This is a genomic window from Alishewanella jeotgali KCTC 22429, assembly GCF_000245735.1.
GTDB lineage: Bacteria > Pseudomonadota > Gammaproteobacteria > Enterobacterales > Alteromonadaceae > Alishewanella > Alishewanella jeotgali.
This window is the reverse complement of sequence record NZ_AHTH01000011.1, coordinates 1-20,822: the sequence shown is the minus strand read 5'-3', so window position 1 is coordinate 20,822 and position 20,822 is coordinate 1. Positions and strand designations below refer to the sequence as shown.

The 20,822-nt window shown below is 52.3% G+C and carries 21 protein-coding genes; 20 read left to right on the top strand and 1 reads right to left on the bottom strand.

What is annotated here, in order from left to right; genetic code table 11:
- Nucleotides 1-13: 13 nt before the first annotated feature.
- A complete protein-coding gene (locus AJE_RS05660; RefSeq protein WP_008950048.1) occupies nucleotides 14-856 on the bottom strand; it encodes a class I SAM-dependent methyltransferase in 843 nt (280 codons plus the stop codon).
- Between the two features lie 170 nt (nucleotides 857-1,026).
- On the opposite strand from AJE_RS05660, the gene trmJ reads away from it, so the two are divergent.
- From trmJ to AJE_RS05560, 20 genes are all read left to right on the top strand, one after another.
- Entirely contained in the window at nucleotides 1,027-1,770 is a 744-nt protein-coding gene (gene trmJ / locus AJE_RS05655; RefSeq protein ID WP_008608986.1) for a tRNA (cytosine(32)/uridine(32)-2'-O)-methyltransferase TrmJ, read from the top strand.
- Between the two features lie 5 nt (nucleotides 1,771-1,775).
- Entirely contained in the window at nucleotides 1,776-2,579 is an 804-nt protein-coding gene (gene cysE / locus AJE_RS05650; RefSeq protein ID WP_008950047.1) for a serine O-acetyltransferase, read from the top strand.
- A gap of 83 nt (nucleotides 2,580-2,662) precedes the next feature.
- Nucleotides 2,663-3,142 (top strand): Fe-S cluster assembly transcriptional regulator IscR, encoded by a 480-nt coding sequence (gene iscR, locus AJE_RS05645; protein ID WP_008608983.1) that lies wholly within the window; start codon nucleotides 2,663-2,665, stop codon nucleotides 3,140-3,142.
- A gap of 19 nt (nucleotides 3,143-3,161) precedes the next feature.
- Nucleotides 3,162-4,376 (top strand): IscS subfamily cysteine desulfurase, encoded by a 1,215-nt coding sequence (locus AJE_RS05640; protein ID WP_008950046.1) that lies wholly within the window; start codon nucleotides 3,162-3,164, stop codon nucleotides 4,374-4,376.
- A 27-nt stretch (nucleotides 4,377-4,403) separates the two neighbouring features.
- The gene (gene iscU, locus AJE_RS05635; RefSeq protein WP_008608981.1) at nucleotides 4,404-4,787 is read left to right on the top strand and encodes a Fe-S cluster assembly scaffold IscU; all 384 of its coding nucleotides are present in this window, start codon (nucleotides 4,404-4,406) and stop codon (nucleotides 4,785-4,787) included.
- Between the two features lie 6 nt (nucleotides 4,788-4,793).
- A complete protein-coding gene (iscA, locus tag AJE_RS05630) occupies nucleotides 4,794-5,117 on the top strand; it encodes an iron-sulfur cluster assembly protein IscA (protein WP_008608980.1) in 324 nt (107 codons plus the stop codon).
- Between the two features lie 18 nt (nucleotides 5,118-5,135).
- The gene (gene hscB, locus AJE_RS05625) at nucleotides 5,136-5,660 is read left to right on the top strand and encodes a co-chaperone HscB (RefSeq protein WP_008950045.1); all 525 of its coding nucleotides are present in this window, start codon (nucleotides 5,136-5,138) and stop codon (nucleotides 5,658-5,660) included.
- Between the two features lie 7 nt (nucleotides 5,661-5,667).
- Nucleotides 5,668-7,524, top strand: a complete 1,857-nt coding sequence (hscA, locus tag AJE_RS05620; RefSeq protein ID WP_008950044.1) for a Fe-S protein assembly chaperone HscA — start codon at nucleotides 5,668-5,670, stop codon at nucleotides 7,522-7,524.
- Between the two features lies 1 nt (nucleotide 7,525).
- A complete protein-coding gene (gene fdx, locus AJE_RS05615; RefSeq protein ID WP_008608977.1) occupies nucleotides 7,526-7,864 on the top strand; it encodes an ISC system 2Fe-2S type ferredoxin in 339 nt (112 codons plus the stop codon).
- A gap of 70 nt (nucleotides 7,865-7,934) precedes the next feature.
- Nucleotides 7,935-8,366: a nucleoside-diphosphate kinase gene (ndk, locus tag AJE_RS05610; RefSeq protein WP_008950043.1), complete on the top strand. Its 432-nt coding sequence runs from the start codon at nucleotides 7,935-7,937 to the stop codon at nucleotides 8,364-8,366.
- A 108-nt stretch (nucleotides 8,367-8,474) separates the two neighbouring features.
- Complete coding sequence (gene rlmN / locus AJE_RS05605; RefSeq protein ID WP_008950042.1) at nucleotides 8,475-9,602, top strand: dual-specificity RNA methyltransferase RlmN; 1,128 nt, start codon at nucleotides 8,475-8,477, stop codon at nucleotides 9,600-9,602.
- Nucleotides 9,603-9,625: 23 nt separating this feature from the next.
- A complete protein-coding gene (gene pilW / locus AJE_RS05600; RefSeq protein WP_008950041.1) occupies nucleotides 9,626-11,386 on the top strand; it encodes a type IV pilus biogenesis/stability protein PilW in 1,761 nt (586 codons plus the stop codon).
- Entirely contained in the window at nucleotides 11,373-12,302 is a 930-nt protein-coding gene (locus AJE_RS05595) for a RodZ domain-containing protein (protein ID WP_008950040.1), read from the top strand. The genes pilW and AJE_RS05595 overlap by 14 nt, the downstream gene beginning before the upstream one ends.
- Nucleotides 12,302-13,402 (top strand): flavodoxin-dependent (E)-4-hydroxy-3-methylbut-2-enyl-diphosphate synthase, encoded by a 1,101-nt coding sequence (gene ispG / locus AJE_RS05590; protein ID WP_008950039.1) that lies wholly within the window; start codon nucleotides 12,302-12,304, stop codon nucleotides 13,400-13,402. The genes AJE_RS05595 and ispG overlap by 1 nt, the downstream gene beginning before the upstream one ends.
- A 93-nt stretch (nucleotides 13,403-13,495) precedes the next feature.
- Nucleotides 13,496-14,761, top strand: a complete 1,266-nt coding sequence (gene hisS / locus AJE_RS05585) for a histidine--tRNA ligase (protein WP_008950038.1) — start codon at nucleotides 13,496-13,498, stop codon at nucleotides 14,759-14,761.
- A 19-nt stretch (nucleotides 14,762-14,780) separates the two neighbouring features.
- Nucleotides 14,781-15,410: a YfgM family protein gene (locus AJE_RS05580; RefSeq protein ID WP_008950037.1), complete on the top strand. Its 630-nt coding sequence runs from the start codon at nucleotides 14,781-14,783 to the stop codon at nucleotides 15,408-15,410.
- 9 nt (nucleotides 15,411-15,419) lie between these two features.
- Complete coding sequence (gene bamB / locus AJE_RS05575; protein ID WP_008950036.1) at nucleotides 15,420-16,607, top strand: outer membrane protein assembly factor BamB; 1,188 nt, start codon at nucleotides 15,420-15,422, stop codon at nucleotides 16,605-16,607.
- 75 nt (nucleotides 16,608-16,682) lie between these two features.
- A complete protein-coding gene (der, locus tag AJE_RS05570) occupies nucleotides 16,683-18,179 on the top strand; it encodes a ribosome biogenesis GTPase Der (protein ID WP_008950035.1) in 1,497 nt (498 codons plus the stop codon).
- Nucleotides 18,180-18,189: 10 nt separating this feature from the next.
- Entirely contained in the window at nucleotides 18,190-20,445 is a 2,256-nt protein-coding gene (locus AJE_RS05565; RefSeq protein ID WP_008950034.1) for an arginine/lysine/ornithine decarboxylase, read from the top strand.
- A 97-nt stretch (nucleotides 20,446-20,542) separates the two neighbouring features.
- Nucleotides 20,543-20,740, top strand: a complete 198-nt coding sequence (locus AJE_RS05560) for a hypothetical protein (RefSeq protein ID WP_008950033.1) — start codon at nucleotides 20,543-20,545, stop codon at nucleotides 20,738-20,740.
- The last annotated feature ends 82 nt before the right edge of the window (nucleotides 20,741-20,822 follow it).

Sequence of the window (20,822 nt, the reverse complement as noted above, 5' to 3'; positions counted from 1 at the left end):
GGACGCCCCATGATCAGGGCGTTGCAGGTTTCCGAAACTTTAAGGTCATACGGTCACTTTCACCGATGGCCAGATATTTTTCACGATCCTGTTCACCCAGCCGCAGGGTTGGGGGCAGAGTCCAGACACCACCCGGATGATCGGCAGTATCTTTCGGGTTAGCATTAATCTCACTACGGGCTTCCAGCGTAAAGCCAGCTTGTTCCGCCAGTTTAATAGTCAGGCTCTCCGGCATATAGCCACTGCGGGTCCAGTCAGTATCCAGCTGGGTTTCCGGCAACCGATGTTCGACAATTCCCAGCACGCCACCCGGCTTTAACGCTGTGTAAAAGTGAGCAAAGGCTGTTAGCATCGCCTCTTCACCACCGGCCATATACCAGTTATGTAAATTGCGGAACGTCAGGACGACATCGGCACTGCCCGCTGGGGCAATTTCAATACCGGGGCGTGGTGCAAACTCGGTTAGCTTTACCTTGCTATAGGCCGGGTTAGCAGAGAGCTTTTCCACAAAGGCCTGCCGGCTGCGTTGGCCATAGCCCTCGGCGCTGGCCGGAAAGTGGGCGGCGTAATACACCCCTTGCTCCGCGAGCAGCGGCGCCAGAATTTCGGTATACCAGCCGCCACCGGGGGAGATTTCAACCACTGTGGCTTGCGGGGTAACGTCGAAAAACTGCAGGGTGGGTAGCGGGTTGCGGTATTGATCGCGCGCCATATTGGCGGCAGACCGCAGCGGATTATTACTGACTGCCTGCTCCAGGCTGGCTATTGGGGTGGTCGCGACCACCGCAGATGACAGTAACAGGCTGCTTAATAGCAGGGTAGGGCGACTCAGAACTCGGCTCAGTTGGGTTAACATCAACAGCTCCTTCAAAAAGTGGCGATAGTTTAGCAAAGCAACCGCCGAAATGCAGCGGCTTTTGGCAATGGCTTGCTTCTGATTGTTTGGGTGGCTAGACTGCTAAATTTCAATCTACAACCCCTGTTGGCTATGTTAGAATAGCCGACCTTTTTAGTGCAGGTCGCTCTATGTTAGATCAGATTAAAGTCGTATTAGTGGGTACGACGCATACCGGGAATATTGGTTCGGTCGCCCGGGCGATGAAAACCATGGGCTTATCGCAGCTGTGTCTGGTCGCGCCGAAGACGGCACCAGATGGTCAGGCCTATGCGCTGGCGGCTGGTGCCAGTGAAATTCTGGCGGCGGCACAAACCTATGACACTCTGGAACAAGCCATTGCTGATTGTGCGCTGGTGATAGGCAGCAGCGCCCGATCCCGTACCCTGAGCTGGCCGATGTTATCCAGCCGTGAATGCGGTATCAAAGCCGTGCAGCAAGCTAAGACCGCACCGGTGGCGCTGGTATTTGGCCGCGAAAGTAATGGTTTGAGCAACGAAGAATTGCAGCTCTGTAATTACCACGTTTGTATTGAGGCCAATCCGGAATACAGCTCATTAAATCTGGCGATGGCGGTACAAATTTTCTGCTACGAAGTGCGGATGGCGTATCTGGCAGCGTGCGAGTCGACAGCGGAGCCCGATCATACTGCCTATCCGACCTCGTTACAAATGGAAAACTTCTTTCAGCATCTGGAAACGGCTCTGACGCATACCGGCTTTATTATTAAGCAGCATCCGGGGGTGGTGATGACTAAGCTGCGTCGGTTATTCACCCGGGCGCGACCGGAAGAAGCTGAGTATAATATTTTGCGCGGTATCCTGACCTCGATGTTGCGCTTGGAAAAAGTGGATCAGACTACTCATAAGGAGTAATTGGCATGTTTTCCGGTATCAAAGAAGATATTCGCAGTGTATTTGATCGCGATCCGGCGGCGCGCAGTACTTTTGAGGTATTAACCACCTATCCGGGTTTACATGCCATATGGCTACACCGTCTGAGTCATAAATTATGGCGGGCGAATTGGAAATGGCTGGCCCGCTGGCTAAGTACCATTGGCCGCTGGTTAACCGGGGTGGAGATCCATCCCGGCGCGCGGATTGGTCGGCGTTTTTTTATCGACCATGGTATGGGCGTAGTGATCGGGGAAACCGCTGAAATTGGCGATGACTGCACCCTGTATCACGGCGTGACACTGGGCGGTACCAGTTGGAGCCCGGGCAAACGCCATCCAACCCTGGGGAAAGGGGTGGTCATTGGTGCCGGTGCCAAGGTACTGGGGCCTTTATATGTTGGCGAAAATGCCCGTATCGGCTCGAATGCAGTGGTGGTAAAAGATGTGCCGGCCGGTGCTACCGTTATTGGCATCCCGGGGCGTATCGTGGCGAAAGCCGATGCCGAAACCTCAGCGCAGCGGCAGCAGATGGCGAAAAAATTTGGCTTTGATGCTTATGCGGTCTCGGCTGATAACCCGGATCCGGTTGCCAATGCTATCGGTAGTTTGCTGGATCATATTCATTTTCTGGATAACAAAGTGACTGAGCTGTGTCAGAACGTCAATCAGCTAGGGGGTAATGTCTGTTCTGAGTTGCCGCAGGTGAAGATTGATGAAGCCGAATTTAAGCTGGCAGAGCAACGCGCCGCTGAACAGCGGCGTAAAGAAGACGAGAGCGCCAGCGCCTAATACCTGACTGTTTTAGTCAGGTTTATACTTGACTAAAATAGTCAGGAATGTACAATAGCAGCATTCTGCAACAGGAGTTGACTATGCGTTTAACCTCCAAAGGCCGCTATGCTGTTACCGCCATGCTTGATGTGGCACTACATGCGGTAAAAGGCCCGGTACCCCTGGCTGATATCTCGGAGCGGCAAGGTATTTCTTTGTCTTACCTTGAGCAATTATTTGCCCGCTTACGTAAGCAGGGTCTAGTCAGCAGTGTGCGTGGTCCGGGTGGTGGCTATCAACTGGGTCTGCCGGCGGCGGCGATTTCCGTCTCTGCGGTCATTGCGGCAGTAGATGAGTCGGTCGATGCCACCCGTTGTCAGGGCAAATCAGATTGCCATGGCGGTGCCCGCTGTCTGACCCACACCTTGTGGAGCAATCTGAGCCATCGAATTGAAGACTTCCTGACCAATATCAGCCTTGAAGAGCTGGTCAATCAGGAAGAAGTGCGGCAAACCGCTTTGCAACAAAGCCGTAAAGTTAAGAATCCGGCAACGGATATTGAAGTCAGCTGTCAGCTATAAGCGCAACACGGAGCCAAGAATGAAGCTACCCATTTATTTAGACTATGCTGCGACCACCCCGGTTGATCCACGGGTTGCGGAGAAAATGATGCAATTCCTGACCATGGACGGCCAGTTTGGTAACCCGGCGTCACGTTCGCATCGTTTTGGCTGGCAGGCTGAAGAAGCGGTAGAAATTGCCCGCAGTCAAATTGCTGAGCTGGTAAATGCGGATCCGCGTGAAATTGTGTTCACCTCAGGCGCGACCGAGTCTAATAACCTGGCAATTAAAGGTGCCGCCGAGTTTTACCATAAAAAAGGCAAACACCTGATCACCGTCAAAACAGAGCATAAAGCCGTATTGGATACTATGCGCCAGTTAGAGCGTGACGGCTTTGACGTGACTTATCTGGACGTCGAAGCCAATGGTCTGGTTGATCTGACTAAGCTGGAACAGGCGATGCGCTCGGATACCACTGTGATCAGCATTATGATGGTCAATAATGAAATTGGCGTGGTGCAGGATGTTGCGGCGATAGGGGAATTATGTCGCAGCAAAGGCATTATTTTCCATGTTGATGCCGCTCAGGCCACCGGCAAGGTTGCGATTGATCTGCAGCAGCTGAAAGTCGATTTGATGTCGTTTTCCGGCCATAAAACCTATGGTCCCAAAGGCATTGGCGCCTTGTTCGTGCGTCGTAAGCCACGTATTCGTTTAGAAGCTCAAACCCATGGTGGTGGTCATGAGCGTGGTATGCGTTCAGGCACCCTAGCGACACACCAAATCGTTGCGATGGGAGAAGCCTTCCGCCTGGCCAAAGAAGAAATGGCCGCTGAGCAGCAGCGTATCACCGCACTGCGTGACCGCTTGTGGAACGGCATTAAAGATATTGAACAGGTATTTTTAAACGGTGATGCCAAGGCTCGGGTACCGAATATTACCAACGTCAGCTTTAACTATGTTGAAGGTGAGTCGCTGATTATGGCGCTAAAAGATATCGCTGTGTCTTCAGGCTCTGCCTGTACCTCTGCCAGCTTAGAGCCATCTTATGTGCTGCGGGCTTTGGGGCTGTCAGATGAGTTGGCGCATAGTTCAATTCGTTTTAGTATCGGCCGTTTTACTACTGAAGAGCAGATCGACCACACCATCAAGATTGTACATGAGGCCATCGCCAAGCTGCGTGAAATGTCGCCGCTGTGGGATATGTACAAAGACGGTATTGATTTAAACACTGTAGCCTGGGTCGCTCACTAAGCGCACGCCAGCAGAGAGGTAATTATCATGGCATACAGTAACAAAGTAATTGATCACTACGAAAACCCACGTAACGTTGGTTCTTTCGCTAAAGACGATCCCAGTGTTGCCACCGGTATGGTCGGCGCACCCGCTTGCGGTGATGTAATGAAGCTGCAAATTAAGGTTAACGAACAGGGCGTGATTGAAGATGCCAAGTTTAAAACCTATGGTTGTGGCAGTGCTATTGCCTCCAGTTCACTGGTAACCGAATGGGTGAAAGGCAAAACACTAGACGAAGCCCAGCAGATTAAAAATACCGACATAGCGCAAGAGCTGGCGTTGCCACCGGTAAAAATTCACTGCTCGATCCTGGCTGAAGACGCCATTAAAGCCGCTATTGCTGATTACAAACAAAAGCGCGGAGGCTAAGGCCAGATGGCAATTTCGATGACAGCTGCTGCCGCTGAGCGGGTCGGCAGTTTTTTACAAAACCGGGGCAAGGGTGTCGGGCTGCGGGTCGGTGTTAAAACCACCGGTTGCTCTGGTCTGGCTTACGTACTGGAATTTGTGGATGAGCTGAATGAAGATGATCAGGTATTCGAAGATCATGGTCTGAAGCTGGTGGTCGATGGCAAAAGCCTGGTCTATATCGATGGTACTCAGCTCGACTTTGTCAAAGAAGGGCTGAACGAAGGCTTTAAATTCAATAATCCGAATGTTAACGGCGAGTGCGGTTGCGGCGAAAGCTTCACGGTATAAGTCAGGCACTGAGGTAAGATGAACTATTTTCAGTTGTTTGATCTGCCCGAGCAGTTCGAGCTGGATCTGGCTGAGCTCGGCTCACGCTATCTGGCGCTGCAGAAGCGTTTTCATCCGGACAACTACGCCGCCGGTTCCGAGCGGGACCGGCTGCTCGCTGTGCAGCAAACGGCTAATATTAATGATGCTTACCATAGCCTGAAACACCCGTTGTTACGCGCTGAACATATGCTGGCACTGCGCGGCATTAAGCTAAGTAATGAACAGCGCAGCTTTACTGATCCGGCGTTTTTAATGCAACAAATGGAGCTGCGGGAACAATTAGCCGAGTTAGCTACGGCAGCGGATCCCGAACAGGCGCTGTATGACATCGAGCAAGAGCTGCAACAGCAACGCAAAGCGCTACTAAGGGCACTGCATCAGGCGTTGGCCTCAGGCACGGCGGCGCAAGATCAGCTGGCAGCCGAACTGGTTCGCAAGCTAAAATTCTTTTACAAACTGCAGCAAGAGCTGGAGTTAATCGAACAGCAACTACAAGACTGAATTCATTATGGCGTTATTACAAATTGCCGAGCCGGGCCAGAGCGCGGCGCCGCATCAACATAAATTGGCTGCCGGTATTGATTTGGGGACCACCAATTCACTGGTGGCGACAGTACGCAGTGGTGAAGCCAAGGTACTGCTGAATCAGGCGGGTGAGGCGATGGTACCTTCCGTGGTCCGCTATGGCGCCGAGCAGGTGGTCGTCGGTTCGGCCGCTGTTGCGGCTGCCGTCAGTGATCCGGAAAATACCATAGTGTCGGTCAAACGGCTGATGGGTAAAGGCTATCAGGAAACACTGGCGCTAACGGAAAAACTCCCCTATCAGCTGATTGAACAAAGCGGCCTGGTAGCGATTGAAACAGCTGCCGGAGTGAAAAACCCGGTGGAAGTCTCCGCAGAAATTCTGGCGACCCTGGCCAATACCGCCAGTCAAACCCTTGGTGGTGAGTTAAACGGGGTGGTGATCACCGTGCCGGCCTATTTTGATGATGCCCAGCGCCAGGCTACCAAAGATGCCGCCAAACTGGCCGGTCTGAATGTGCTGCGTTTGTTAAACGAGCCAACAGCTGCAGCGCTGGCTTATGGCCTGGACTCAGGGCAGGAAGGCATTATCGCTGTCTATGATTTAGGCGGTGGCACCTTTGATATTTCGATTTTGCGCTTACGGCGCGGCGTGTTTGAAGTGCTGGCAACCGGTGGTGATTCGGCGCTGGGTGGCGATGACTTTGATCAAGCGTTGGTAGCCTTGTTGCAGCAACAACACGATCAACCCAACCTGTCGGCCAGTGCTCGTCGGCAGTATCAGCAACAGGCGAAAGCCATTAAAGAACGCCTGACCAACAGTGATAGCACCGATTACAGCTTTAGTGCTGATGGCCAGCAGCTAAGTGGCAGTGTCAGTCGCCAGCAATTTGAAGATTTGATTAGCCCGCTGGTTAAGCAAACCATTCGCGCTTGCCGGCAGAGTTTACGCGATGCTGGTTTAACGGCCGATGAAGTATTGAAAGTGGTCTTGGTCGGCGGCTCAACCCGGGTACCTCTGGTACGTCAACAAGTGACCAGCTTCTTTGGCTCTGAGCCGTTAACCTCAATTGACCCGGATCAGGTGGTTGCTATTGGTGCGGCCATTCAGGCCAATGTGCTGGTCGGCAATAAGGCCGATAATGAAACCCTGCTGCTGGATGTGATCCCGCTGTCGCTGGGTATTGAAACCATGGGTGGCCTGACCGAAAAAATTATCCCGCGTAATACCGTGATCCCGGTGGCGCGGGCGCAGGAATTTACCACCTTTAAAGATGGTCAGACGGCGATGGCGATCCATGTGGTACAGGGTGAGCGTGAGCTGGTCGAAGATTGCCGTTCACTGGCCCGCTTTGAACTGCGCGGCATTCCGCCGATGCCGGCCGGTGGCGCCCATATTCGTGTTACTTTTCAGGTTGATGCCGATGGGCTGCTTAGCGTCAGCGCGATGGAAAAATCAACCGGCGTCCAGGCCAGTATTCAGGTAAAACCGTCCTATGGCCTGACCGATGATCAGGTGGCGCAGATGATTAGCGGCTCGATGCAGTATGCGCGGCAGGATATGCAGCAGCGCTTGTTGCGCGAGCAGCAAGTCGAAGCGGAGCGGGTGCTGGAAGCGGTTAGTGCCGCGCTGGCGACCGATGCCGCCTTACTGAATGAGCATGAACTGGCGACCATCCGTGATGCATTACGCCAGCTGGCCGAATTGAAACAACAGGGCGATACCGCGGCAATCAAAGCGGCAATCGAACACACCAATCAATTAACAGATGATTTTGCGGCGCGGCGGATGGATAAATCGATCCGGTTGGCGCTGCAGGGTCACAAGGTAGACGAGGTTTAACATGCCCCAGATCGTATTTTTACCTCATCCTGAGCTGTGCCCGGAAGGGGCTGCGCTGGATGCCAAAACGGGTGAAACCGTGCTCGATGTGGCGCTGAAAAACGGTATTGCCATTGAACATGCCTGCGAAAAATCCTGTGCCTGCACCACCTGCCACGTGATTATTCGTGAAGGCTTTTATTCGCTGACGCCCAGCGAAGAGCTGGAAGATGACATGCTGGATAAAGCCTGGGGTTTAGAGCCAGAATCGCGCTTAGGCTGTCAGGCCATTGTGGCTGACGAAGATTTAGTGGTGGAAATTCCGAAATACACCGTCAATATGGTTAGCGAAGGGCATTAGGTTTTTTCCGGAATTTAGCGTATACTTTGCCGCCCAAAATTTTAACCCTTTAGACTTACAGGAGCCTGACATGGCCTTAGAACGTACTTTCTCTATCGTGAAGCCGGATGCCGTAGCGAAGAACCTGATCGGCGCAATTTACAGCCGCTTTGAAGCCGCTGGCCTGCGCATTGTTGCCGCCAAGATGTTACACTTAAGCCGGGAACAGGCTGAAGGTTTCTACGCTGAGCACAAAGAGCGTCCATTCTTCAACGCGCTGGTATCTTTTATGACGTCTGGCCCGGTAATGGTACAGGTATTAGAAGGTGAAGACGCTGTGCGTAAGAACCGTGAAATCATGGGCGCTACTAATCCGAAAGATGCTTTAGCTGGTACTTTACGTGCGGATTTCGCTGCCAGCATCGATGAGAACGCGGTTCACGGTTCAGACGCAGCGGCTTCTGCGGCCCGTGAAATTGCCTACTTCTTCACTGACGCTGAGCTGTGCAGCCGTACCCGTTAATCCGGTAGCTGTCTGCAAAGAGACTAAGGGGGCAGCAGCCCCCTTAGTGCATTCAGCACTGCAGGAAGAAAGTTTTTTGTTGATATTGGTTAGCTGGAGTTTACTGGCATGAGCAACACCCCCGAAGTCGTCAATTTGCTGGACCTGACCCGGTCGCAAATGCAAGAGTTCTTTGTCAGTCTTGGCGAGAAGCCATTCCGTGCTGATCAGGTGATGAAATGGATTTATCACTACTGTGTTGATGATTTCGACAAAATGACCAATATCAACAAAAAACTCCGTGAGCTGCTCAAGGCGCGTTGCGTGATTAAAGCGCCGGTCGTGGCCACCCGTCAGGACAGTGCCGATGGCACCATCAAGTTTGTGATGGCGCTGGAAGGCGGTCAGGAGGTGGAAACCGTCTGGATCCCGGAAAAAGATCGTCGTACCCTTTGTGTGTCTTCTCAGGTCGGTTGTGCGCTGGACTGTTCCTTCTGCTCTACGGCGCAGCAAGGCTTTAACCGTAACCTCAGTGTCTCAGAAATCATTGGTCAGGTGTGGCGGGTATCACAGATTATCGGCAGTTTTGGTGATACCGGTGAAAAACCGGTCACTAACGTAGTGATGATGGGCATGGGTGAACCTCTGCTCAATCTAAACAACGTGGTGCCGGCGATGGAACTGATGATGGAAGACTTCGGCTTTGGCTTATCCAAGCGCCGGGTCACGCTCAGTACCTCAGGTGTGGTACCGGCCCTGGATTTACTGCGTGAAAAGATTGATGTCGCCTTGGCGATCTCGTTGCATGCGCCGAATAATGCGCTGCGCGATGAACTGGTGCCGGTAAATAAAAAGTATCCGATGGAAGAGTTTCTGGCGGCCTCACGGCGCTATATTGAGCATTCTAAGGCTAACGATAAAGTCACGGTTGAGTATGTGATGCTGGAAGGCATCAATGACAGCACCGATCAGGCGCATGAACTTGCTAAAGCATTGAAAGATACACCCTCTAAGATTAATCTTATTCCGTTCAACCCGTATCCAGGGTCTCCTTATAAGAGATCCAGTAATTCACGGATTGATCGCTTTAACAAGGTCTTACAAGATTACGGTTTTACTGTTATGGTACGTAAAACCCGCGGCGATGATATCGATGCCGCCTGCGGACAGTTGGTCGGTGATGTCATCGACCGTACGAAACGTTTACTGAAAAAGCAGCAGAAAGGCGAGAACATAGCGGTAAAAGTGCTGCAATAACAACAAATGGATGGCCAGTGGTAATGCAGAAACTTCCTGTGGTAACCGCGCTGACGGCATTGTTTATCCTCTCTGGCTGTGTGTCAGAGAATACGATAGTGGCGAATGATCGCCAGGTCACGCAGCGCAATGTGGATAACACTGAAGCGGCTAAAACCCGTATTTCGCTGGGCTTAAATTACTTGCGTCGTGGTGATAGCACTCAGGCGTTGTTTAATCTGGAACGTGCCCGCGCGATGGCGCCAAATTTGCCAGAGGTGTATAACGCTCTGGCATTTTATTATCAGACGGTTGGTGAGCATGCCCAGGCAGAAAATGCCTATAAACAGGCCATCGCCCGTGATGCCAATAATGCGGATGCGTATAACAACTACGGCGCTTTCCTGTGCCAGATTGGCAAGTATGATGAAGCCGAACGGCTGTTGTTGGCAGCCATTGCTAAACCGGGTTATATCCGGGTTGCTGAGAGCTATGAAAACCTGGCACTTTGTCAGTTAGAGCAGGATCGTTTTGAGCGGGCGAAGGGTTATCTGGCCTCGTCGCTGAGTCATAACGGTACCCGCATCAGCGCCCTGATTAACAGTGCCTCGGTGCATTATGCGATGGGTAGTCTGGCAGAAGCTAAAACTGACTTACAACGAATTCAGCGTCTGGGCCGCGTTTCTGCGCGCAGCACTCTGCTCAATTATCTGGTCTCAGAGAAACAGGGCGATTTGTCGACTATGAAGCATGCGGAGCAGTTACTGCTGACGCTGTATATCGACACTAACGAAGCCCGGCTATTGCTACAACAGCGTTTATTGGAAAGCGAGTTTGAGCAACTGCGTGAACGCTATAAGCAGCATTTGCTGGCGGATTTTATGCCGCAAAATGCTGCTACCGCAGCTAGGAATACCACCCAGCCTGTGGCTAATCCGCAGCTGCGGATCCGGCGCAAAACCGCTGAGCCAGACGCGTTAACAGCAACTGCAGCGGCCAGCCCGCCACCGGCAACACCGGTAGCGGCAAGTACAGTGCGACCAACGCATTCGACCTCAGCCATAGCTGGCAGCCTGCAAAATCAGCAGCATCAGCAAAGCCAGCAAGTACAAGCGCTGGCGCCCAGCACAGGCTTACCGGCAGAGCGCCAGTTAACGCCGGCAGTAACCAGTGAACCGCAGCGCAGCGCGGCCGAACCTGCCGTAGCAGTTACCGCAACGGAACCGCAGCGCAGCATGGCTGAACCTGCCGTAGCAGTTACCGCAACGGAACCACAGAGTAATGCTGCCGGGCTGGAGGTGACTAACGCGGCAGAGACCGCAACCGCCAATCTGAGCGCGTCTGATAACCGCGAGCTGTCAGCCAGACTGCCAGCCAGCAGGCAGTTGAGTTATGCCGACACTTCAGCCGAAGCGGCGCAGCAAGTTCCGGTGCATTTGGTCGCTGCCGGCGAATCGCTGCACAGTATTTCACTGCAGTATAATATTCTGTTGCCACGGCTGTTGGAGTGGAACCATCTGACCGAGCAATCCCGGCTGCGGGTAGGCCAAAAGATTTACCTTGGCCCGAATGATGCGCCACCTGAGCCGGCAGCGCCGCCGGTGCGTTTGGCCGCAGCGCAGCCAGTGGATAATTATTTTCATCAAGTTGCGGAAGGCGACACTATGTTTGCTATTTCATACCGCTATAATATCCGCCTTGAACGCTTTATGGCCTGGAACAATCTGACGGAAGAAAGCCGTCTGTCCATTGGCCAGCGGCTGTATATTGTCGATCCGGCTACGATAAACAATGACCCAGAATGACCTTAACCCACCAACACAGGAACTAAGTGTTGGTCAAACGCTTCGCCAGGAACGCGAAAAACGTCAACTCAGCCTGGAACAAGCTGCGCAGCAACTGAAATTGCGGGTCGAAATCTTACACAACCTGGAATTGGACCAGCCTGATAAGGCAATCTTACCCACTTTTATGCGTGGCTATCTCAAGTCATATGCCCGGTTTTTAAAACTACCGGAACAGGCCTTGTTGATCCGGTTTGAGCAGCAGCATCAGGTTAAAAGCGCGCCGGTGAAAACTATGCGCACTTTTTCAAACCGCTCGGCAAAACAGCGCACCGAAGCGCGCTATATGTGGCTTACCTGGTTAATTGCGCTGGTGCTGCTGGTGTCATTAGCAGTCTGGTTCTGGCAAAGTGCCCGCGAGAATAAGCTGTTACAGAGTGATGCTTTGCCGGGCCCGGCACAGACGGTGCTCGCGCCAACAGCGGAGTTGGTCAGCGAACAACCGCTGAGTGCGGTTGAACTGACTACTGTGGAGCCGGAACTAACAACTTCTGAGCCTGAGACGCCAACCGAATTGGATGTTACAGCCTTACCACCCGCAGCGCAGCAGCAACTGGAGCAGCTGAATCAGGCATTACAGCAAGAGGAAGCGGTCAGTGCCGTCAGCGAGCAGCCGCCACAGTCGTTACACGACAGGTTAAAGATGACCTTTAGTGATAACTGCTGGATTGATGTATTGGATGCCAACGGCGATCGCATTGCCTTTGGTACCAAACAAGCCGGCTATGTGATGGAGCTTAACGCCAAAGGGCCTTTTGTGATTACCCTGGGTAATCCCGGCGTGGTAAGCATTGAATTAAATGAGCAGCCTTACGATATGTCGCGTTTCCCCGGTAACCGCGTTGCCAAGTTTACCTTGTCAGGACAAAACGAATAATGTTTGCAGAGAATCCGATTAAGCGCCGGCCCAGTACCCAGATTAAGGTCGGTAATGTACTGATTGGTGGTGATGCCCCTATCGCCGTGCAATCAATGACCAATACCCGTACTACCGATGTTGAGGCTACCGTGGCGCAAATCCGTGCTATTGCTGCGGCCGGTGCCGATCTGGTGCGGGTATCAGTACCAACAATGGAAGCAGCTGAAGCCTTTAAGCTGATTAAACAGCAATCGCCGATCCCCTTGGTAGCAGACATCCATTTTGATTATCGCATCGCACTGAAAGTCGCTGAATATGGTGTCGATTGTTTGCGGATTAACCCGGGCAATATCGGTCGTGAAGATCGGATCCGTGCAGTGGTGGATGCGGCGCGCGATCACAATATCCCGATCCGCATCGGCGTCAACGGGGGCTCGCTGGAAGCCGATATTCAGGAAAAATACCGCGAGCCGACACCGGAAGCACTGGTTGAGTCGGCAATGCGGCATGTTGATATTCTGGACCGGCTGAATTTCGATCAGTTTAAAGTTAGTGTTAAAGCGTCAGATGTGTTTTTGGCTGTAGGTGCGTATCGCTTACTGGCGACACAAATTAAACAGCCGTTGCACCTTGGCATCACCGAAGCCGGTGGTGCCCGCGCCGGCGCCGTTAAGTCAGCGATTGGCTTAGGTATGCTGCTGGCTGAGGGTATCGGCGATACATTACGGATTTCGCTGGCCGCTGATCCGGTGGAAGAAGTTAAAGTGGCCTTTGATATTCTGAAGTCGCTGCGCATCCGCTCACGCGGCATTAATTTTATTGCCTGCCCCAGCTGTTCGCGGCAGGAATTTGATGTGATTAAAACCATGAACGAGCTGGAGCAGCGGCTGGAAGATGTAGTAGAGCCCCTGACCGTTTCGGTAATTGGTTGTGTGGTAAATGGTCCGGGTGAAGCCTTAGTGTCGGATTTGGGTGTCGCCGGTGCCAGTAAAAAAAGCGGCTTTTACCTCAATGGCGAGCGCCAGAAACTGCGACTTGATAACGACAATATCGCTGAACAACTCGAGCAGCAGGTGCGGCAGTATTTGCAGCAGCGGATTGCGGTAAAGCAAGTCTAGGGCGACATTTCAGCCACTTCAGATTATAATCACGCTTTTTTATTAACCTATTGCATCTGGGCGCTGCGGCGCCCCCAAAATGGAAGCAAAATTTTGTCGAAGCAAATCCAGGCAATTCGCGGCATGAATGACTGCCTGCCGCAGGACAGTGCCCTCTGGCAATATGTAGAAACCACCTTGCGCGACACCGCTGCCAGTTATGGTTACAGCGAAATCCGTTTTCCGATTGTCGAGATGACCGAGCTGTTTAAACGCTCGATTGGTGAAGTCACCGATATCGTTGAAAAAGAGATGTATACCTTTACCGATCGCAATGGCGACAGCTTGACGCTGCGCCCGGAAGGTACCGCCTGCTGCGTCCGCGCCGGCAATGAACATGGTTTACTGTACAATCAGGAACAACGGTTATGGTATACCGGGCCGATGTTCCGCCACGAGCGTCCGCAAAAAGGTCGTTACCGCCAGTTTCATCAGTTTGGTCTGGAAGCCTTCGGTATTGCCACGCCGGATATTGATGCTGAAGTGATTATTCTGACGGCGCGGATTTGGCAAAAGCTGGGTTTAACGCCTTATGTAAAACTGGAACTGAACTCACTCGGCTCCAATGAGGCGCGTGCCGCCTATCGCGATAAGTTAGTTGCTTATCTGGAACAACATAAAGACTTGCTGGATGAAGACAGTCTGCGCCGGCTGTATAGCAACCCGCTGCGGGTGCTGGACAGTAAAAATCCGGCGCTGGCTGAGGTGCTGGCTAAAGCGCCTAAACTGGCTGAGCATCTGGACGCTGAGTCTGCCGCACATTTTGCCTCGCTGCAGCAGCGTTTAACCGCAGCCGGTATTGAGTTTGTGATTAATCCACGACTGGTACGTGGCCTGGATTATTACAACAAAACCGTATTTGAATGGGTAACCACTGAGCTTGGCGCTCAGGGTACCGTCTGTGCCGGTGGTCGTTATGATGGTTTGGTTGAGCAGCTCGGTGGCAAGGCGACCCCTGCGGTTGGCTTTGCGATGGGGCTGGAGCGCTTAATCCTGTTACTGCAAAGTTTAAATCTGGCACCGGATTTACCGACGCAAGCGGATATTTATCTGCTGGCGATGGGTGAAACTGCGGAACTTGCCGCCATAAGTGTTGCCGAAAGGCTGCGTAGCGAGTTACCGGCAAAACGTGTTATCTTGCACTGCGGTGGCGGTAACCTGAAAAAACAATTTAAAAAAGCAGACAAGTCGGGCGCAGCCATAGCGCTGATTTTAGGCGAAGAAGAACTGGCGCGGCAGGAAATTACCGTTAAATGGTTGCGCGAAGAGAAGCCACAACAAACGCTAAAGCTGAGTGAACTAGCACAGCAGCTGGCCTGAAAGTATACGGAGTAGTTAGGTGGAAATTTACAGCAGTGAAGAACAACAGGTTGAGGCCATTAAACGCTTTTGGAACGAGTATGGCAAAGCCATTGTCGGTGGTGTCGTTATTGGTTTAGCCACCCTCTATGGCTGGCGCTATTATCAGGCGGAGCAACGTGCCAGCGCTGAAGCCTTATCCAGCAGCTACAGTCAGCTAATCCAGCAACAAGGTGAAGGTGATGAATGGTTAGCGCAGGCGCAAAGCTTTATTGCCGCGCAAGGCTCGAATAACTATGCGATTTTTGCTGCGCTATTGTCTGCTAAAGAGGCGGTGAATAGCGGCGATCTGGCGATGGCTGCACAACAGCTGAGTTGGGTACAACAGCAAGCTAAAGATGCCGGTATCAAAGCTATTGCTCAACTACGTCTGGCCCGGGTTCAGCGTGAAATGGGCGATTTCAGCGCAGCACTAGCCACGGTTAATCAACCGCTGCCTGAGAGCTTCGCTGCGCAACAAGCCGAGTTAAAAGGCGATATTCTGCAGCAAAGTGGTGATTTGGCTGCCGCTAAAGCCGCTTATCAGCTGGCGCTTAGCAAAGCACCGCAGAATACGCAGTTGGTACAAATTAAGCTGGATGAGCTGGCGCACGTTGCTGTGACGAATTAAGGGGCCGGCATGAGATTTTCTGTTAAACAGCTAGCCGTTGTCTTGGTTGCCTTTAGTCTGGTCGCCTGCTCTAGCAAAGAGAAACTGGTATTGCCTGAGGTGCAAAATCAGATAAGTCCAAAGAAAGTTTGGTCAACCCAGGTTGGCAAAGGCGTAGCCCATTTTGAATCGGGATTAAAGCCTCTTATTCATAACCAGCGCGTTTACATGGCTAGCCGTGAAGGCTTAGTGATGGCATTTGAGCTGAGTTCTGGTAAGCGCTTGTGGACTTATGATTTACGCAAAGACAATACATTATCAACGTTACAGCAGTTAAGACAGCGCTTCTCTTCAGATAATGCCCGCATCTCAGGGGGTATCAGTCAGGGGTCGGGCAACATTTACTTTGGCACCGAAAATGGTGAAGTCGTTGCTTTAAATGCTGAAACTGGCGAAATGAGTTGGCGGGTGCAGGTGCCGGGTGAAGTCTTGGTCAGCCCTGCAGTAGGTGAGGGGTTTGTAGTTGCAAAACTAGGCACTGGTGCTCTGATTGGTCTAAGCTCAGACAATGGCGAACAACGCTGGATCTTTGAAAACGAGCAACCGCCATTAACCATGCGCGGGACGAGTGAACCGGTCATTGAGAGTGGCGGTGTGATTTATGGTACCGCCAGTGGCCGGGTCGGCGTGCTGATTGTGGACCGTGGCTTCCAAGCCTGGGAAGAAAATATTGCCACACCCAAGGGCAGTACTGACCTGTCACGGTTGGTCGATGTCGATGCCAAGCCGATAGTGGTAGCCGGTACCATCTATAGCATTGCCTTTAATGGTGAATTACATGCGCTGGAACTACGCACTGGCCAGCAACTGTGGAAGCGTGATTATGCCAGTTTCCGCAATATGACAGTGCAAGGCACAGTGTTGTATCTGGTGGACTCAGTCGGACGGATCTATGCCATCGACCGGCGCAATGGTACTGAGCTGTGGAGCCAAACCGGTTTACACCGCCATTTCCTGACCGGCCCGGCCGTGTACAAAGACTATCTGGTGGTGGGTGACAATAAAGGCAACTTACATTGGCTGGATCGTAACAGCGGTGATTTTGTTGCCCGGCAGAGTTTTGACAGCTCCGGCTTTTTCCGTGAGCCGGTCAGCAATAACGAGGTGCTGGTGATCAGTACCCGCGATGGCGAGCTGACCGTACTGCAAACGCCTTAAAACAGGCGGGTTGCGCTTTTAAACTGAAAACAGGCCTGAGTCAGGCCTGTTTTGTTATTTTTTGAGGTTGACACCATGTTACCTGTAGTGGCCCTGGTAGGGCGAGCCAATGTTGGCAAATCGACGTTATTTAACCGCCTGACCCGCACCCGGGATGCCCTGGTGGCGGATTTTCCGGGGCTGACCCGCGATCGTAAATACGGTTCGGTAAAGTTTGAAGGTATGGAGTTTATTGTGGTCGATACCGGTGGTATCGATGGCAATGAGCAAGGCATTGAAGTGGAGATGGCTGAGCAGTCATTAAAAGCCATTGCCGAAGCGGACGTGGTGCTGTTTATGGTTGACGCCCGTGCCGGTGCCACTGTTGGTGATACAGCTATTGCGGCGCATATTCGTAAAGTCGAAAAGCCGGTATTTCTGGTCGCCAATAAAACCGATGGCCTGGATGCCGACACCGCAATCGCAGATTTTTATAGTTTGGGTATGGGTGAGGTCTATCCAATTGCCGCGGCGCATGGTCGCGGTGTCACCTCGTTACTGCAACTGGCGTTACTGCCGTTCTTACAGCAGCAACTGCCCGCGGCAGTTGAGGGCGAAGCCCAGGAAGACGCAGAGTTTGTAGAATCGGCCGATTTTAAAGAAATGACAGAGGAAGAAGCCGAGGCCGAAGCGGCGCGCTTACGTTCTGAGCATATTAAACTGGCAATTGTGGGCCGGCCCAATGTCGGCAAATCGACACTGACCAACCGCATCCTCGGTGAAGAGCGGGTCGTGGTTTACGATATGCCCGGTACTACCCGTGATTCGATTTATATTCCGATGCAGCGCAACGACCGTAACTACACCTTGATTGATACCGCCGGCGTACGTCGTCGCGGCAAGATCGATGATATGGTTGAAAAGTTCTCCGTGGTGAAAACCCTGCAGGCGATTGAAGATGCCAATGTGGTGGTATTAGTACTGGATGCGCGGCAGGGCATTTCCGATCAGGATTTAAGCATTCTCGGCTTTGTGCTTAATGCCGGTCGTTCCTTAGTGTTGGCGGTCAATAAATGGGATGGCCTGAACGACAGCGTGAAAGATGAGATTAAGCGTGAATTGGACCGCCGCCTGGGCTTTATCGACTTTGCCCGGCTGCACTTTATCTCGGCCTTGCATGGCTCGGGTGTCGGCAATCTGTTTGAGTCGGTGGAAGAAGCCTTTGATTCTGCCACCAAACGGGTCAGTACCTCGCTGCTGACGCGGATTATGAAAATGGCGCAGGAAGATCACCAGCCGCCAATGGTTGCCGGACGGCGGGTGAAGTTAAAGTATGCCCATGCCGGTGGTTACAACCCGCCTATTATCGTTATTCATGGTAACCAGGTAAAAGATTTGCCAGATTCCTATAAGCGCTATCTGATGAACTATTATCGCAAGGCGTTGCAGATGATGGGCACGCCAATTCGCATTGAATTCCGCGAAGGCGAAAACCCCTTTACCCCGACCAAAAAGAACACTGAAACCGCGTTGCAGAAATATAAGCGCGAGCGGCTGTTAAAAGCGCGGCAAAAACTGGCACAGAAGAACTAAGGATCACCCGATGAAATTTCGTTTTCCGGTCATTGTAATAGATGAAGACTTCCGCTCTGAGAATATCTCTGGCTCAGGGATCCGTGATCTGGCAGAAGCCATCGGCAGTCATGGCTTTGAAGTTATTGGCTACACCAGTTATGTCGATCTGACCGCCTTCGCCCAGCAAGCCAGCCGCGCCTCCTGTTTTATTTTATCGATTGATGATGAAGAGTTTGGCAGCGGCAGTGAGCAGGAAGTGAATGTGGCACTGGCTGAGCTACGCGCCTTTGTGAAGGAAGTGCGCAAACGCAATGCCGATATTCCAATCTTCCTTTATGGCGAAACCCGCACCAGCCGGCATATCCCGAACGATATTTTGCGTGAGCTGCATGGCTTTATCCATATGTTTGAAGACACGCCGGAGTTTGTGGCACGGCATATTATCCGCGAAGCACGCAAATACCTGGATGCTTTAGCGCCACCGTTTTTTACTGCGCTGATGGATTATGCCCAAGATAGCTCTTACTCCTGGCACTGCCCCGGACACTCCGGTGGCGTGGCCTTTTTAAAGAGCCCGGTGGGGCAGATGTTCCACCAATTCTTTGGTGAGAATATGCTGCGCGCCGATGTCTGTAACTCGGTGGATGAATTAGGTCAGCTGTTAGACCACACTGGCCCGGTAGCAGAGAGCGAAGCCAATGCGGCGCGGATCTTTAATGCCGATCACCTGTTCTTTGTCACCAACGGTACCTCCACCTCGAATAAGATGGTCTGGCACTCCGTGGTGGCGCCGGGTGATATCGTGGTAGTCGACCGTAACTGTCATAAATCCATTCTGCACTCGATTATTATGACCGGTGCGATCCCGGTATTTTTAATGCCGACCCGCAACCATTACGGCATTATTGGCCCGATCCCGAAAAGTGAGTTTTCACCCGAAGCCATTGCAAAGAAGATTGAGGCTAATCCCTTTGCCCGCAATGCGAAAAATAAAAAGCCACGCATTCTGACCATTACCCAGAGTACCTATGACGGTATTTTGTATAACGTGGAAGAGATTAAGCAGGAGCTGGGCTCGACCATCGACACCCTGCATTTTGACGAAGCCTGGCTGCCGCATGCCAGCTTCCATGAGTTCTACCACAATATGCATGCCATCGGTAAAGATCGGCCGCGGTCAGAAGATACGCTGGTGTTTGCCACCCAGTCGACGCATAAACTGCTGGCCGGTTTATCCCAGGCATCACAAATTCTGGTGCAAAATGCCGAAAAACGCAGCTTAGATACCCATCGCTTTAACGAGTCTTATCTGATGCACAGCTCCACCAGCCCGCAATATGCAATTATTGCCAGCTGTGACGTGGCCGCAGCGATGATGGAGCCACCGGGTGGTACGGCGCTGGTAGAAGAAAGCTTACTGGAAGCGATCGATTTTCGCCGCGCGATGCGCAAAGTGGATGCCGAGTTTGGTGAGGATGACTGGTGGTTTAAAGTCTGGGGCCCGGATCGTTTGCCGGAAGAGGGCATCGGTAACCGTGAGAAGTGGGTACTGCATGCGCAGGACAGCTGGCACGGTTTTGGCGAGATTGAATCGGGCTTTAATATGCTGGATCCGATCAAGGCCACCATCATTACGCCAGGCATGAACCTGCATGGTCAGTTTGATGAAACCGGTATTCCGGCCGCTATCGTCAGCAAGTACCTGGCCGAACACGGTATTATTATTGAGAAAACCGGCCTCTATTCGTTCTTTATTATGTTTACTATCGGTATTACCAAGGGGCGCTGGAACTCGATGGTGACCGAGCTGCAGCAGTTTAAAGACGACTATGACCAGAACCTGCCAATGTGGCGGGTAATGCCGGAGTTTGCCGCCAAGAACCCGCGCTATGAAAAAGTCGGCCTGCGCGATCTGTGTCAGCGCATCCACAATATGTACCGTAAGTACGATGTGGCTAAGGTCACGACTGAGATGTATCTGTCGAATATCGAAACCGCGATGACGCCAGCCGATGCCTGGGCCAAGATGGCCCACCGTGAAATTGAACGGGTGTCGATTGATGATATCGAAGGCCGGGTTACTGCTATGCTGGTAACGCCTTATCCACCGGGTATTCCACTGATGGTACCGGGCGAGCGCTTTAATAAAACCATTATCAACTATCTGAAATTCACCCGCGCCTTTAACAGCGAGTTCCCGGGCTTTGAAACCGACGTGCACGGTTTAGTACGGGAAACGGTTGACGGTGAAGTGAAGTATTTTATTGATGTGGTGCTAGAGTAAAGTCGTGGCGAACTGTTGCATCCGGCAACAGTTCGCCTATGCTGCAAGGACGCAATAGTGGCAATTTGCCCGGCCATCGCTAACAGGGACAGACGCATTGAGTAGCTCACCCCCGCTGAATAAAACCCAGGCACAAGAGCGTGTCGATCAAATCCTGGCGTTTCGCGCCGAGCAACAACTGCTGGCCGAACAAGGCTTATTGCCGCCCGAGCTGCAGGCCGGCAAGGTGCGCGACTATCACGATGCGTTGTTACAGCAGTTTCAGCATAGCCTGAATATCGATCTGAATACTTAGGCCCGGCATCTTTCGCTGGGCATGCAAATCGTTTCTTTCTTGGGTGCACTGGCGCTGGCTGCCAGTTTGTTGTAAGCGTAAC

Coding starts and splice junctions, on each gene's coding strand:
- AJE_RS05660 (WP_008950048.1), bottom strand. CDS start 856: ATGTTAACCCAACTGAGCCGAGTTCTGAGTCGCCCTACCCTGCTATTA.
- cysE (WP_008950047.1), top strand. CDS start 1,776: ATGTTTTCCGGTATCAAAGAAGATATTCGCAGTGTATTTGATCGCGAT.
- AJE_RS05565 (WP_008950034.1), top strand. CDS start 18,190: ATGAAATTTCGTTTTCCGGTCATTGTAATAGATGAAGACTTCCGCTCT.
- pilW (WP_008950041.1), top strand. CDS start 9,626: ATGCAGAAACTTCCTGTGGTAACCGCGCTGACGGCATTGTTTATCCTC.
- rlmN (WP_008950042.1), top strand. CDS start 8,475: ATGAGCAACACCCCCGAAGTCGTCAATTTGCTGGACCTGACCCGGTCG.
- AJE_RS05640 (WP_008950046.1), top strand. CDS start 3,162: ATGAAGCTACCCATTTATTTAGACTATGCTGCGACCACCCCGGTTGAT.
- iscR (WP_008608983.1), top strand. CDS start 2,663: ATGCGTTTAACCTCCAAAGGCCGCTATGCTGTTACCGCCATGCTTGAT.
- iscA (WP_008608980.1), top strand. CDS start 4,794: ATGGCAATTTCGATGACAGCTGCTGCCGCTGAGCGGGTCGGCAGTTTT.
- ispG (WP_008950039.1), top strand. CDS start 12,302: ATGTTTGCAGAGAATCCGATTAAGCGCCGGCCCAGTACCCAGATTAAG.
- bamB (WP_008950036.1), top strand. CDS start 15,420: ATGAGATTTTCTGTTAAACAGCTAGCCGTTGTCTTGGTTGCCTTTAGT.
- ndk (WP_008950043.1), top strand. CDS start 7,935: ATGGCCTTAGAACGTACTTTCTCTATCGTGAAGCCGGATGCCGTAGCG.
- trmJ (WP_008608986.1), top strand. CDS start 1,027: ATGTTAGATCAGATTAAAGTCGTATTAGTGGGTACGACGCATACCGGG.
- hscB (WP_008950045.1), top strand. CDS start 5,136: ATGAACTATTTTCAGTTGTTTGATCTGCCCGAGCAGTTCGAGCTGGAT.
- hscA (WP_008950044.1), top strand. CDS start 5,668: ATGGCGTTATTACAAATTGCCGAGCCGGGCCAGAGCGCGGCGCCGCAT.
- AJE_RS05595 (WP_008950040.1), top strand. CDS start 11,373: ATGACCCAGAATGACCTTAACCCACCAACACAGGAACTAAGTGTTGGT.
- fdx (WP_008608977.1), top strand. CDS start 7,526: ATGCCCCAGATCGTATTTTTACCTCATCCTGAGCTGTGCCCGGAAGGG.
- iscU (WP_008608981.1), top strand. CDS start 4,404: ATGGCATACAGTAACAAAGTAATTGATCACTACGAAAACCCACGTAAC.
- der (WP_008950035.1), top strand. CDS start 16,683: ATGTTACCTGTAGTGGCCCTGGTAGGGCGAGCCAATGTTGGCAAATCG.